Origin of the sequence: Micromonospora sp. NPDC005324 (genome assembly GCF_040607155.1) — a bacterium.
GTDB classification, from domain to species: Bacteria; Actinomycetota; Actinomycetes; order Mycobacteriales; family Micromonosporaceae; genus Micromonospora; species Micromonospora trifolii.
Genome location: NZ_JBEXGE010000045.1, coordinates 1 through 13274 on the forward strand (window position 1 = coordinate 1; position 13274 = coordinate 13274).

Consider the following 13274-nt stretch of genomic DNA (forward strand, 5'->3'; position numbering starts at 1 on the left):
CCGACTGGATCGCCACCCGCGGCTACGCCACCAGCTGACCCGCACCCACACACGACCGAAGGGCCGGACCCCACCACGGGGCCCGGCCCTTCGTCACGTCCAGGTCAGGTGTCGGCGAGGACGGCCAGGATCTGCTCGCCGTACTTGGCGAGTTTGTTCTCGCCGACGCCGCTGGCGCCAGACAGTTCGGCAAGCGAGCCCGGCGCGTCGCTGGCGATCTGTCGCAGCGTGGCGTCGTGGAAGATGACGTACGCCGGGACGCCCTGCTCCTTGGCGGTGGTCGCGCGCCAGGCTCGCAGCCGTTCGAAGAGCGACGCGGCGGCCGGGGTCAGCTCGGCCACGACGGTGGCCGAGCCGCGCGGCTTCGATGAGCGGCTCGATGCCGGCTTCTCCGGCTCGCGGCGCATGGTGACGGTGCGGCGGCGACCGAGCACGTCGGCGCTCGCCTCGGTCAGCGCCAGCGTGCCGTAGTCGCCCTCCACGGCGAGGAGCCCTTCGGCGAGCAGTTGCCGGACCACGCCCCGCCACTCGGCCTCGCTGTGCTCGGCGCCGATGCCGAAGACGGTCAGCGAGTCGTGACCGTACTGGCTGATCTTGTCGGTCTGCTTGCCGAGCAGGATGTCGATGCAGTGCCCGGCGCCGAAGCGCTGGTTGCGTTCGCGGTCGAGGCGGAAGACCGCGGAGAGCAACTTCTGGGCGGCGACGGTGCCGTCCCAGGACTCCGGTGGGGTGAGGCAGGTGTCGCAGTTGCCGCAGGCGGCCGTCGACGTCTCGCCGAAGTATTCGAGCAGCTGCACCCGCCGGCAGCGCACCGTCTCGCAGAGGGCGAGCATCGCGTCCAGGTGCGAGGCCAGGTTGCGGCGGTGGGCGAGGTCACCGTCGGACGTCTCGATCATTTTGCGTTGCTGGACCACGTCCTGGAGCCCGTACGCCAGCCAGGCGGTGGACGGCAGGCCGTCCCGGCCGGCGCGGCCGGTCTCCTGGTAGTAGCCTTCGACGGACTTGGGCAGGTCGAGGTGGGCGACGAACCGGACGTCGGGCTTGTCGATGCCCATGCCGAAGGCGATGGTGGCCACCATGATCAGGCCGTCTTCCCGCAGGAAGCGTTGCTGGTTACGAGCGCGGGTGCCCGCGTCCAACCCCGCGTGGTAGGGCAGCGCGGCGACCCCGTTGGCGGTGAGGAACTCCGCCGTCTTGTCGACCGAGGCCCGGGACAGGCAGTAGACGATGCCGGCGTCGCCGGGGTGCTCGTCGCGCAGCAGGGTCAGCAACTGTTTGCGGGGCTCCCGCTTGGGCACGATCCGGTACTGGATGTTGGGCCGGTCGAAGCTGGCCACGAAGTGCCGGGCGTCGTCGAGGTTGAGCCGGGTCGCGATCTCGGTGCGGGTGGCGCTGGTCGCGGTGGCGGTCAGGGCGATGCGGGGCACCTGCGGCCAGCGTTCGTGCAGCATCGACAGCGCGAGATAGTCGGGGCGGAAGTCGTGCCCCCACTGGGACACGCAGTGCGCCTCGTCGATGGCGAACAGGGAGATGCGCCCCCGGTCGAGCAGGGCGAGGGTGGACCGGACGCCGAGTGCCTCCGGGGCCAGGTAGAGCAGGTCCAGCTCGCCGGCGACGAAGGCGGCCGCCACCCGCCGCCGGGCGTCCAGGGTCTGGGTCGAGTTGAGGAACCCGGCGCGTACGCCGACCGCGGTGAGGGCGTCCACCTGGTCCTGCATGAGCGCGATCAGCGGGGACACGACGACGGCGACCCCGTCGCGGACCAGGGCCGGGATCTGGTAGCACAGGGACTTGCCCCCACCGGTCGGCATCAACACCAGCGCGTCGCCGCCGGCGACCACATGGTCGATCACGTCCTGCTGGAAACCACGGAACGCGTCGTAGCCGAAGACCCGGCCCAGCACGGCCAGGGCGTCGGAGGCGGTACGCAGGTCGGTGGGAGAAGCCATCCAGGGAGTCTACGAGTCGACCCCGACACCGCCCGTCCGGCGCACCCGGGGCGGGTGGGCCGGACGGGCGACGCGGTCAGCCGGGCTGGCTGGACTGGTTGGCCAGGCCGCGCGGCGGGGCCTTCATCCCGACCACGATGTCGACGATCTCGATGTAGCGGGCCTTGTTACCCGTGCGGAAGGCGGTGGCCGCCGCGTTGATCTCCTCCAGGGTGTCGGCCTCGACCATGGTGACCTGGTCGTACGTGCCGTTCACCCCGGTGCAGACGACGTGGGTGAGCTGCTTGGCGAAGCGGCCCAGGTCGCGGGCGTGCTCGGCGGAGATCTCGTGAATGCCCTCGCGGCCGAGGGCGAAGTACTCGGGGCTGATTCGCATGAACAGGAAGCCGACGTACTTGTTCTTGTCCGCCAGGTCGTGCATCGCACCCTCCAGATGTCGGTCTGACCTGCGACGATCACGTTGAGCGTATTGACAACTACTGATCGTCATCAAGTGCGCTCGGTGTCGGGAGGGCGACCGTCGAAACGGTCCGCGGGCGCCGTCCGGCCACGGGTGCCGGGCCGCGACCCGGTGGCGGGATAGAGTCGCTGATTGACCAATCGCGGCCGAGGGCGGCCGCGGCGCCACGGCTTGGGGGTACGGGTGAGCGAGGCGCGCACAACCGGTGACCGGATCGACGGCCCGGATGCCGATGACGAGCAGGTAGCGGCCGAGTCGGAGACCACCCTCGTGGTGGTCACCGGCGTCTCCGGGGGTGGCCGCAGCACTGTGGCCCGGGCGTTGGAGAACGTCGGCTACTACGTCGTGGACAACCTGCCGCAGGCACTGATGCTGGACATGGCCGAGCTGGCGTTCAAGGCGGGCGGCGCGGCCCGGCGTACCGCAATGGTGCTGGACGTGCGGTCGCGGGCCTTCTCCACCGACCTGGCCGGGGCGATCCGGGAGCTCAAGGAGCGCGGGTTCTCGCCCCGGGTGGTCTTCGTCGACGCCGACGACGAGGTGCTGATCCGGCGGTTCGAGAGTGTTCGGCGTTCGCACCCGTTGCAGGGTGACGGGCGGCTGGCCGACGGCATCGCGGTGGAGCGCGGTCTGCTGGAGGAGGCCCGTGACCAGGCCGACGTGATCATCGACACCAGCCACCTGAACGTCAACCAGCTCCGGCGGCGCATCGAGGAGCTGTTCGGCGGCGAGGACGCCCGCCGGCTGCGGGTCACCGTGCTGTCGTTCGGCTTCAAGTACGGCCTGCCGCCGGACGCCGACTTCGTGTTGGACGCCCGCTTCCTGCCGAATCCGTACTGGGTGCCGGAGTTGCGGGAGCACACCGGGCGGGAGGAGGCGGTCAGCGCGTACGTGCTGGGCCAGGAGGGTGCGGACGCCTTCGTCGCCTCGTACGCCGACCTGGTCAACGCCACCACGACCGGCTTCGAGCGGGAGGGCAAGCGGTACCTCACTGTCGCCGTGGGTTGCACCGGCGGCAAGCACCGCAGCGTGGCCATCGCCGAGGAGTTGGCCAGCCGACTGCGTCACTCCGGGTTGGCGGCGAACGCCCAGCACCGCGACCTGGGGCGGGAATGACGGCCCGGCGGGTGGTGGCGTTCGGCGGCGGGCACGGGCTGTCCGCCTCGTTGCGGGCGCTGCGCCACTGCGCTCCCGAACTCGACCTCGACATCACAGCGGTGGTCACGGTGGGTGACGACGGTGGTTCCAGTGGTCGGCTGCGGGCCGAGCGGGGTGGCCTGCCGCCGGGAGATCTGCGCCAGGCGCTGGTGGCGTTGGCCGGGGACCACCCGGCCACCCGGCGCAGCGCCGGGCTGTTCCAGCACCGCTTCGCCGCCGTACCGGTGGGCGTACCCGGATCCGGAGCGACCGACCCGGGCCCGGCGGCGGGCGACGACCCGGACCGGGACGCCGCGGCCCGCCGTGGCACCGGAGCGGCCCCGCGCGGCACGGACACGGCCCCGCGCGGCACCGGCGCGGCGTCGGCCGGGACCGACGGTCTGGCCGGGCACGCGGTGGGCAACCTGGTGCTCTGCGGCCTCATGGAGCTGCTCGGCGACCCGGTGGCCGCGCTGGAGCACGCCGGCGCGATGCTCGGCGCTGTGGGCCGGGTGTTGCCGATGTCCCGCCAACCGGTCGGCATCGAGGCGCGGGTACGCGGTGCCGACCCGGCCGCCCCGGACGAGGTGCGCACGGTCAGTGGCCAGCACCAGGTGGCCGTCACCACCGGGCGGGTCGAGTCGCTGCGCCTCACCCCGAGCGCCCCGCCGGCCTGCGCCGAGGCCATCGAGGCGATCCGGGCGGCCGATTGGTTGATCTTCGGGCCGGGCAGCTGGTACACGAGTGTGCTTCCGCACCTGCTGGTGCCGCAGTTGGCCGACGCGATCGTGTCCACCTCGGCCCGGCGGCTGGTCACGCTGAACCTCGCCGCGGAGAAGGAGACCCTCGGGCTCTCCGTCGCCGATCATCTCGCGGCGCTGCACTGGTACCTGCCCGAGCTCAAGGTGGATCTTGTGCTTGCCGATGCCAAGGCGGTGGGTGACCCCGAACCGGTCGAACGTGCGGCAGAATCGCTGGGTGCCCGCCTGGTCCTCGCCCCCGTCGCCGTTGTCGACGGGACTCCCCGCCATGATCCGGCTGCCCTGGGCGCCGCGCTGGTGCCTGTCCTGGGTGCCGATCGTTAGACACGTACGTAATCTCCGGCGACACGCCGGAACAGGTCCGTGAGGGGACGCACAATGGCGATGACGGCCGCGGTCAAGGACGAGCTGAGTCGGGTCGACGTGCCCAAGCCCTGCTGTCGGCGGGCGGAGATGGCCGCGCTGCTGCGCTTCGCCGGCGGGCTGCACATCGTCTCCGGCCGCGTGGTGGTGGAGGCTGAACTGGACACCGGGGCGGTGGCCCGGCGGCTGCGCCGGGAGGTCGCCGAGGTCTACGGCTACCCCAGTGAGATCCACGTGCTGGCCTCCGGTGGGCTGCGCAAGGGCAGCCACTTCATCGTGCGGGTGGTCAAGGACGGCGAGGCCCTCGCGCGGCAGACCGGCCTGCTCGACGTACGGGGTCGCCCGGTGCGCGGGCTGCCCCCGCACGTGGTGGCGGCCAACGTCTGCTGCGCGGTCTCCGCGTGGCGGGGCGCGTTCATGGCCCACGGCTCGCTCACCGAGCCGGGTCGCTCCAGCGCTCTGGAGATCACCTGCCCGGGGCCGGAGTCGGCGCTGGCGCTGGTCGGCGCGGCCCGCCGCATCGGCATCACCGCGAAGAACCGCGAGGTACGCGGGGTGGACCGGGTGGTCGTCAAGGACGGCGACGCGATCGCCGCGCTGCTCACCCGGATCGGCGCGCACTCCAGCGTGCTGGCCTGGGAGGAGCGCCGGGTACGCCGCGAGGTGCGGGCCACCGCCAACCGGCTCGCCAACTTCGACGACGCCAACCTGCGCCGTTCGGCGCGGGCGGCGGTCGCCGCGGCCGCCCGGGTCACCCGTGCGCTGGAGATCCTCGCCGACGAGGCGCCCAACCACCTGACCGACGCCGGTCGACTGCGTCTGGAGCACCGGCAGGCGTCGCTGGAGGAGTTGGGAGCCCTGGCCGACCCCCCGCTGACCAAGGACGCCATCGCGGGGCGGATCCGAAGGCTCCTGGCGCTGGCCGACAAGCGGGCCCGCGACCTTGGCATCCCGGATACGGAAGCAGCCGTCACGCCCGACATGCTCGTGGTCTGATAGGACGGTGGGGCCACGCGGTGCGCCCGGGTGCACGACCCGGCGCGGCGTGGTCTCGCACGCTCGGATAGGGTCGCTGCGTACGGCAAGGGGGCCGACACCGGCACTTCTCGTCGTGCCCACCGCCTCGGGGCGGTCAGGTCCGCAGACCGCGCGGCGGGGTGGCCGAGATGAACCGTCGACGGCCGGCTCCAACGGTCGGCGCACACCATTCCCGCCGGACCGTTGTCTGAAGCCGGCGGACCAGAACGCGAGGAGATGGAACCTGTGACCACCCGGGTTGGCATCAACGGCTTTGGCCGAATCGGCCGTAACTTCTTCCGGGCAGTGCTGGCGTCTGACGCCGACATCGAGATCGTGGCGGTGAACGACCTGACCGACAACGCCACGCTCGCCCACCTGCTCAAGTACGACAGCATCCTCGGTCGCCTGCCGTACGAGGTCAAGGCCACCGCCGACGAGATCACCGTCGGTGGCAAGACCATCAAGGCGTACGCCGAGAAGGACCCGTCGAAGCTGCCGTGGGGCGAGGTCGGCGCCGACGTCGTCATCGAGTCGACCGGCTTCTTCACCGACGCCACCAAGGCGAAGGCGCACGTCGACGGCGGGGCCAAGAAGGTCATCATCTCCGCCCCGGCGAAGAACGAGGACGTCACCGTCGTCATGGGTGTCAACCACGACACCTACGACCCGGCGAAGCACACCATCATCTCCAACGCCTCGTGCACCACCAACTGCCTCGCCCCGATGGCGAAGGTCCTGCACGACACGTTCGGCATCCAGCACGGTCTGATGACGACGATCCACGCGTACACCCAGGACCAGAACCTCCAGGACGCGCCGCACTCGGACCTGCGTCGGGCCCGGGCCGCCGCGCTGAACATCGTGCCGACCTCGACCGGCGCCGCCAAGGCGATCGGCCTGGTCCTGCCGGACCTCAAGGGCAAGCTCGACGGGTACGCCCTGCGCGTGCCGATCCCGACCGGCTCGGTCACCGACCTCACCGTCAACGTGGGTCGCGAGACCACCGTGGACGAGGTCAACGCCGCGCTGAAGGCCGCCGCGGACGGCCCGCTCAAGGGCATCCTGGTCTACAACGAGGACCCGATCGTCTCCACCGATATCGTGACCGACCCGGCGTCGTGCATCTTCGACGCGCCGCTGACCAAGGTCGTCGGCAACCAGGTCAAGGTCGTCGGCTGGTACGACAACGAGTGGGGCTACTCCAACCGCCTGGTCGACCTGGTCAAGCTGGTCGGTAGCTCGCTGTGAGTATCCGGACCCTCGACGACCTGCTCGCCGAGGGGGTGTCGGGTCGGCGCGTGCTGGTGCGCGCCGACCTGAACGTCCCGCTCGACAAGCAGACCGGCGCGATCAGCGATGATGGCCGGATCCGCGCTGTGCTGCCGACTCTCGGCGCGCTGGTCGAGGCCGGCGCGAAGGTGGTCGTCTGCTCGCACCTGGGCCGCCCGAAGGGCGCTCCGGATCCGCAGTTCAGCCTGGGTCCGGTCGCCGGGCGGCTCGGTGAGCTGCTCGGCGCGCCGGTGCACTTCGCCAGCGACACTGTCGGTGACTCCGCCCGTTCCACCGTCGCGGACCTGGCCGACGGCCAGGTCGCCCTGCTGGAGAACCTGCGTTTCAACGCCGGTGAGACCAGCAAGGACGAGGCCGAGCGGGGCGCGTTCGCCGACCAGCTCGCCGCGTTCGGCGACGCGTACGTGGACGACGCGTTCGGTGCCGTGCACCGCAAGCACGCCAGTGTCTTCGACGTGCCGGCCCGGTTGCCGCACGTCGCGGGCCGGCTGGTGCTGCGTGAGGTCGAGGTGCTCTCCAAGCTCACCGGTGACCCGGAGCGCCCGTACGTGGTGGTGCTCGGTGGGTCGAAGGTGTCCGACAAGCTCGCCGTGATCGAGGCTCTGCTGCCGACTGTCGACCGGCTGCTCATCGGTGGCGGGATGTGCTTCACCTTCCTCAAGGCCCAGGGCCTGGAGGTGGGCACCTCGCTGCTGGAGAAGGACATGGTCGAGACCTGCCGCAACCTGCTGGAGCGGTCCGGTGGCAAGATCATGCTTCCGGTCGACGTGGTGGTCGCGGACGCGTTCGCTCCGGACGCGGCGCACGACACGGTGCGGGTCGACGGCATCCCGAGCCACCGGCTCGGCCTGGATGTCGGCCCGGAGACGGTGGCCGGCTTCAGTGCCACGCTGTCCCAGGCGAAGACAATCTTCTGGAACGGCCCGATGGGCGTGTTCGAGATGCCGGCCTTCGCGGCGGGCACCCGGGGGATCGCCGAGGCGATCACCAAGGCCGACGCGTTCAGCGTCGTCGGCGGCGGTGACTCCGCAGCGGCCGTCCGCGCCCTCAGGCTGGACGAGACTGATTTCAATCACATCTCCACCGGTGGCGGCGCCTCCCTGGAATACCTCGAGGGCAAGACCCTCCCCGGCATCGCGGCCCTGGAGAACTGAATGTCGAGCACCACCCGCCGGCCGCTGATGGCCGGCAACTGGAAGATGAACCTCAACCACCTCGAGGCCAACCTGCTGGTGCAGAAGCTGGCGGCGAGCCTCACCGAGAAGCAGCTCACCGCCGTCGAGACGGTAGTGCTGCCGCCCTTCACCGACCTGCGCACCGTGCAGACCGCCGTGGACGGGGACAAGCTGCTGATCGGCTACGGCGGGCAGGACCTCTCCCCGCACGCGTCCGGCGCGTACACCGGGGACATCTCCGGGCCGCTGCTGGCGAAGCTCGGCTGCACGTACGTGGTGGTCGGGCACTCCGAGCGGCGGGCCTACCACAACGAGGACGACGCGCTGGTCAACGCCAAGGTCAAGGCGGCGCTGACGCACGGCCTGACGCCGATCCTGTGCGTGGGGGAGGGGCTGGACGTCCGCGAGCAGGGCACCCACGTGGCGCACTGCTCCGACCAGCTCGACGGTGGCCTCGCCGGGCTCACCCCCGAGCAGGTGCGGCAGGTCGTGATCGCGTACGAGCCGGTCTGGGCGATCGGCACGGGCAAGACCGCGACCCCGGACGACGCCCAGGAGGTCTGCGGGGCGGTGCGTCAGCGACTGGCGGAGCGCTTCGACCAGGAGACCGCCGACCAGGTTCGTGTCCTCTACGGCGGCTCGGTCAAGGCGTCCAACATCGCCTCGATCATGGCCCAACCGGACGTGGACGGGGGCCTGGTGGGGGGCGCCAGCCTGGACGCGGAGGAATTCGCTCAGATCTGCCGGTTCCCGGAGCACCTCGCCCGCTGATCGCTCGGTATCCTTGACACCGCCCGTCCGCCGGTCGGTGCCGCCGTGCCCGATCAGACCGGGCGAGGATCGCTACGAGAGGAACTGACCCCAGCCATGCCGATCTGGTTCGCATACACGTTGATCGTGTTGCTGGTCATCACGAGCATTCTGCTCACCCTGCTGATCCTGCTGCACCGCGGCAAGGGTGGCGGTCTGTCGAGCATGTTCGGCGGTGGCGTCAGCTCCAGCCTCGCCGGCTCCTCGGTCGCGGAGAAAAACCTGGACCGCTACACCGTTCTGGTGAGCGTCGTCTGGTTTGCCGCGATCATCGGGCTCGGGCTCTGGCTGCGCCTCCAAATGAACAGCGGCGCCTGAGCAGGCTCAGTAAGTCGTACAATCTGCGCGCGGTTCGTCACTCGACGGGCCGCGCGCAGGCTTTTCTCCGCTGCACCGCGTCGCCCGCCGCTCCACCCCCGAAGACGGCGGGTCCCCTCCGACGACAGGAGCGAGCAGCCGTGCCGAATGGCAACGTTATCCGGGGAGCCCGGGTCGGGTCCGCACCCATGCGCCCGGACGAGCGGCACCAACCTGCCCCCCGACAGGACGTCAGCTACTGGTGCCGTAACGACCACCGGGTCGACATCCGGATCGCCGCGGACGTCGAACCGCCACCCCTGTGGGACTGCCCCCGCTGTGGTTTACCCGCCGGCCGGGACGCCCAGAACCCGCCAGGTCGGGTCCGCGCCGAACCGTACAAGAGCCACCTGGCGTACGTGAAGGAGCGGCGCACCGCCGAGGAGGGGGAGGCCCTGCTCGCCGAGGCGCTCGCCGCACTACGTCGTCGACGCGGCGAGTAGCGGGCTCCTCCCCGCGCTCAGCGCAGGCTGCGCAGTCGGACGGGTACGTCGGCTGCGGCAGCCCGGTCCAGCAGCCAGCGGGTGCGGTTCACCCCGTGCACGCCGGCGGCCGGCAACTGCACCGGCCCGGCACCGGCCAACGCCATACCCACCGCGCGAGCCTTGTCGGCTCCGGCGGCCACCAGCCAGACCTCCTCGGCGGTGTTGATCGCCGGCAGGGTGAGGGTGGTCCGCGTCGGCGGCGGCTTGGGGCTGCCCCGCACCGCGCTGACCGGCCGGGTCTCGTAGCCCACCGGGTGCTCGGGGAAGACCGAGGCCACGTGGCCGTCCTCGCCGACGCCCAGCATCAGCACGTCGAAGTGCGGCACTGTGGCGTGCCCGGGCCGGGCGGCGCGGGCCAGCTCGTCCGCGTACGCGGCAGCCGCCGCCTCGGGGTCGTTGCCGGCCGGGCCGTCCGACGCCGGCATCGCGTGCACCCGGGCCGGATCCAGCGGCACCACGTCCAGCAGGGCGGCGCGGGCCTGCGTCTCGTTGCGGTCCGGATCACCGGCGGGCAGGAACCGTTCGTCGCCCCACCACACGTCGACCCGGGACCAGTCCACCGCGTCGCGGGCCGGCAGCGTCGCCACCGCCCGGTACACGGCCGCGGCGACCCGACCTCCGGTGAGCACCACCGAGGCTTCGCCCCGGTCGGCCTGGGCGTCGAGCAGCTTCACCAGCAACCGGGCCGCCACGGCCTGCGCCAGCAGGTCGGCGTCGGCGTGGACGGCGACACTCGCCTCACTCATGGTTGCGCCTTCGTTTCCCGACCGCGAGGCGGTCGCTGTCGTGCCCGGGGCGGGGTGCCCGGGGTGGTGGGGCAGAAACCCCGGAGATTGCGGGGCAGGGCCGGCGCGTACCGGCCCTGCCCGACGTCGTGGCCCCGGCTGGGCTCAGCCCTCGCCGCTCGTACCGACGTGCGCGGTGACCCCGGCCTCGGCGCGCTGCGCGGTGGCCGGATCCTTCCAGACGTGGACCCGCTGCGGGGGCCGCTGCTCCAGCCCTCGCAGCCCGACCGTCGCGCCCAGCGCCTCCGCGTACACCTGATCGGCGTCCAGCCGGCGCAGCTCCTCGGCCAGTTCGTCGCCGAGCGGGCGGCGCACCAGCGGCAGGGCCCGGTCGTCCTGGCCCGTCCGCTTGAACACGGCCATGCTGTCCTCGCGGGTCAGCGTCAGCTGGTCGCCGTTGGCGCAGCTGAGCTGCACCTCCCGCATCCGGGGGAACTCGTTGCTGTCCACCCGGTGTGGGGTGATGCCGAGCCGGCTGGACAGCCAACCGGCCATCAGCGCCGCCGTCGGGTCGGTGGACGGCGCGACGATGGTCGCCTCGGTGACCTGGGCGCTGGTGGTGTCGAACGCCCCGGCGACCAGGGTGCGCCACGGGGTGATCCGGGTCCACGCCAGGTCGGTGTCGCCCGGCGCGTAGTCCCGGGCACGCTGCCGCAGCGCCTCCACCGGGTCAACGGCCTGCGCGGAGTCGGTGATCCTCCGGTCGGCCACCACCCCGAGGAAGTCGGTGGCGATCTCCGCCGGTGGCTCGCCGTGCCACCAGGTGACCACCGGCACGTCGGGAACGAGCAGCGGCATCACCACCGACTCGGCGTGCAGGGACAACCGGCCGTACATCCGGGTGACCACCGCCTCGCACGGGCCGAGCCGGCCACCGACCACGATTTCCGCGTCCAGTCGGTTGCGGTCCCGCTCGATCTCCGAGCGGACCACCACCACGAGGCGGCACGGGTGTGCGGCGGCGGCGATCGTCGCCGCGGCCTCCGCCTCCCGGACCCGCTTCTCGTCCACGACCACGATGAGGGTGAGCGCCATGCCGCTGGCCACCCCGCCGGCGCTACGCCGCTCGGCGGCGAGCGCCTTGACCACCTCGTTGCCGGTGGTGTCCCACAGCCCGATCATGCTCGTCTCCAGGCGCGGCCCTCGCGGGCCAGCATCTCGTCGGAGGCCCGGGGGCCCCACTCGCCGGCCCGGTACGGCTCCGGGGTGGTGCCCTCCCAGGCGTGCTCCAGGGGGTCGATCACCTGCCAGCTCTGCTCGACCTCGGCCGCGTCCGGGAACAGGGTGCGGTCGCCGATCAGCACGTCCAGCACCAGACGCTCGTACGCCTCGGGGCTGGACTCGGTGAACGCCTCGCCGTACTGGAAGTCCATCGCGATGTCGCGGACCTCCATGGTCGTGCCCGGCACCTTCGAGCCGAACTTGAGCACCACGCCCTCGTCCGGCTGCACCCGGATGACCAGTTGGTTGTTGCCCAGCGACTCCATGTCGGCGTCGTTGAACGGCAGGTGCGGCGCCTTCTTGAACATGATGGCGACCTCGGTGACCCGCCGGGGCAGCCGCTTGCCGGCCCGGATGTAGAACGGCACCTCCGCCCAGCGGCGGTTCTGGATGCCCAACCGCACCGCCACGTACGTCTCAGTGGTGGACTCGGCGGGGACGTCCCGCTCGTCCAGGTAACCGACAGCGCGTTCGCCGCCGACCCAGCCGGGCAGGTACTGACCACGGACGGTGTCCCGGGCGACGTCCTTGGGCAGGGTGATGGCCTTGAGCACCTTCAGCTTCTCGGCCCGGATCTCGTCGGCGTCGAAGCTGGTCGGCTCCTCCATCGCCACCAGGGCGAGAAGCTGGAGGAGGTGGTTCTGCAACACGTCGCGGGCGGTGCCGACGGTGTCGTAGAAGCCGGCACGGGTGCCGATGCCGACGTCCTCCGCCATGGTGATCTGCACCGAGTCGACGTACTTGGAGTTCCACAGCGGCTCGAACAGGTTGTTGGCGAATCGCAGGGCGAGGATGTTCTGAACCGTCTCCTTGCCCAGGTAGTGGTCGATCCGGAAGACGTCCTGCCGGGTGAACACGTCGTCGACGAGGTCGTTGAGCGCCTTCGCCGAGGGCAGGTCGTTGCCGAACGGCTTCTCCACCACGACCCGGCGCCAACCGCCGGACTTGTCGTTGTCGGCCATTCCGGTGCGGGCCAACTGCTTGAGCACGACCGGGAACGCGGCCGGCGGGATGGAGAAGTAGAACGCCGCGTTGCCGGTGATGCCGTGGGTCTGACGCAGATCGTCCAGCGTCGAGGCGAGAGTGTCGAAGGCGGCGTCGTCGTCGAACGACCCGCCGACGAACTTGATGTTGCCGGCCAGCCGCGCCCACACCTCGTCCCGCCACGGGGTGCGGGCGTGCTTGCGGGCAGCCTCGCACGCCAACGTCTCGAAGTCGCCGTCACCCCAGTCGCGGCGCGCGAAACCGAGCACCACGAAGCCCGGCGGCAGCAGCCCCCGGTTGGCCAGGTCGTAGACCGCGGGGAGCAGCTTCTTGCGGGCCAGGTCGCCGGTCACCCCGAAGATCACCAGAGCGCAGGGCTCCGGGATCCGGGGCAACCGGCGGTCCTGCGGGTCGCGCAGCGGGTTCACCGAGCCACCTTCAGTTCGCGACTGCGGGGCTCGCAACCCCGGCTCACTC

General features: G+C 71.4%; 13 protein-coding genes. 8 read left to right on the forward strand and 5 right to left on the reverse strand.

Annotated features, from left to right (window positions below):
- Nucleotides 1–104 precede the first annotated feature (104 nt).
- On the reverse strand, nucleotides 105–1949 hold the full coding sequence (gene recQ / locus ABZS40_RS31570) for a DNA helicase RecQ (RefSeq protein ID WP_354947629.1): 1845 nt from the start codon (nucleotides 1947–1949) through the stop codon (nucleotides 105–107).
- Between the two features lie 76 nt (nucleotides 1950–2025).
- Complete coding sequence (locus ABZS40_RS31575) at nucleotides 2026–2370, reverse strand: hypothetical protein (RefSeq protein ID WP_354947631.1); 345 nt, start codon at nucleotides 2368–2370, stop codon at nucleotides 2026–2028.
- Nucleotides 2371–2622: 252 nt separating this feature from the next.
- On the opposite strand from ABZS40_RS31575, the gene rapZ reads away from it, so the two are divergent.
- From rapZ to ABZS40_RS31615, 8 genes are all read left to right on the forward strand, one after another.
- Nucleotides 2623–3525, forward strand: coding sequence for an RNase adapter RapZ (gene rapZ, locus ABZS40_RS31580; RefSeq protein ID WP_354947724.1), 903 nt, complete (start codon nucleotides 2623–2625; stop codon nucleotides 3523–3525).
- Nucleotides 3522–4631, forward strand: coding sequence for a 2-phospho-L-lactate transferase CofD family protein (locus tag ABZS40_RS31585; RefSeq protein WP_354947633.1), 1110 nt, complete (start codon nucleotides 3522–3524; stop codon nucleotides 4629–4631). The genes rapZ and ABZS40_RS31585 overlap by 4 nt, the downstream gene beginning before the upstream one ends.
- Before the next feature lie 54 nt (nucleotides 4632–4685).
- Nucleotides 4686–5666 carry a DNA-binding protein WhiA gene (gene whiA / locus ABZS40_RS31590; protein WP_210785006.1) on the forward strand — a complete coding sequence of 327 codons (981 nt, stop codon included), beginning with the start codon at nucleotides 4686–4688 and terminating at the stop codon, nucleotides 5664–5666.
- A 267-nt stretch (nucleotides 5667–5933) separates the two neighbouring features.
- Nucleotides 5934–6938 (forward strand): type I glyceraldehyde-3-phosphate dehydrogenase, encoded by a 1005-nt coding sequence (gap, locus tag ABZS40_RS31595; protein ID WP_354947635.1) that lies wholly within the window; start codon nucleotides 5934–5936, stop codon nucleotides 6936–6938.
- Nucleotides 6935–8134, forward strand: a complete 1200-nt coding sequence (locus tag ABZS40_RS31600; RefSeq protein WP_354947637.1) for a phosphoglycerate kinase — start codon at nucleotides 6935–6937, stop codon at nucleotides 8132–8134. Before gap ends, ABZS40_RS31600 begins: the two co-directional genes overlap by 4 nt.
- A complete protein-coding gene (gene tpiA, locus ABZS40_RS31605) occupies nucleotides 8135–8926 on the forward strand; it encodes a triose-phosphate isomerase (protein WP_238681776.1) in 792 nt (263 codons plus the stop codon).
- Nucleotides 8927–9022: 96 nt separating this feature from the next.
- Nucleotides 9023–9283, forward strand: coding sequence for a preprotein translocase subunit SecG (gene secG, locus ABZS40_RS31610; protein WP_121653040.1), 261 nt, complete (start codon nucleotides 9023–9025; stop codon nucleotides 9281–9283).
- Between the two features lie 140 nt (nucleotides 9284–9423).
- Nucleotides 9424–9765, forward strand: a complete 342-nt coding sequence (locus ABZS40_RS31615) for an RNA polymerase-binding protein RbpA (protein WP_091403668.1) — start codon at nucleotides 9424–9426, stop codon at nucleotides 9763–9765.
- A 17-nt stretch (nucleotides 9766–9782) separates the two neighbouring features.
- Here the strand turns inward: ABZS40_RS31615 and pgl are convergent, their stop codons facing one another.
- The 3 genes from pgl to zwf form a co-directional block, all read right to left on the reverse strand.
- Nucleotides 9783–10553: a 6-phosphogluconolactonase gene (pgl, locus tag ABZS40_RS31620; protein ID WP_354947639.1), complete on the reverse strand. Its 771-nt coding sequence runs from the start codon at nucleotides 10551–10553 to the stop codon at nucleotides 9783–9785.
- A gap of 144 nt (nucleotides 10554–10697) precedes the next feature.
- The gene (locus ABZS40_RS31625) at nucleotides 10698–11714 is read right to left on the reverse strand and encodes a glucose-6-phosphate dehydrogenase assembly protein OpcA (protein WP_354947641.1); all 1017 of its coding nucleotides are present in this window, start codon (nucleotides 11712–11714) and stop codon (nucleotides 10698–10700) included.
- Entirely contained in the window at nucleotides 11711–13225 is a 1515-nt protein-coding gene (gene zwf / locus ABZS40_RS31630; RefSeq protein ID WP_354947643.1) for a glucose-6-phosphate dehydrogenase, read from the reverse strand. Before zwf ends, ABZS40_RS31625 begins: the two co-directional genes overlap by 4 nt.
- Nucleotides 13226–13274: the final 49 nt, after the last annotated feature.

Coding starts and splice junctions, on each gene's coding strand:
- recQ (WP_354947629.1), bottom strand. CDS start 1,949: ATGGCTTCTCCCACCGACCTGCGTACCGCCTCCGACGCCCTGGCCGTG.
- ABZS40_RS31575 (WP_354947631.1), bottom strand. CDS start 2,370: ATGCACGACCTGGCGGACAAGAACAAGTACGTCGGCTTCCTGTTCATG.
- ABZS40_RS31585 (WP_354947633.1), top strand. CDS start 3,522: ATGACGGCCCGGCGGGTGGTGGCGTTCGGCGGCGGGCACGGGCTGTCC.
- whiA (WP_210785006.1), top strand. CDS start 4,686: ATGGCGATGACGGCCGCGGTCAAGGACGAGCTGAGTCGGGTCGACGTG.
- tpiA (WP_238681776.1), top strand. CDS start 8,135: ATGTCGAGCACCACCCGCCGGCCGCTGATGGCCGGCAACTGGAAGATG.
- secG (WP_121653040.1), top strand. CDS start 9,023: ATGCCGATCTGGTTCGCATACACGTTGATCGTGTTGCTGGTCATCACG.
- pgl (WP_354947639.1), bottom strand. CDS start 10,553: ATGAGTGAGGCGAGTGTCGCCGTCCACGCCGACGCCGACCTGCTGGCG.
- ABZS40_RS31625 (WP_354947641.1), bottom strand. CDS start 11,714: ATGATCGGGCTGTGGGACACCACCGGCAACGAGGTGGTCAAGGCGCTC.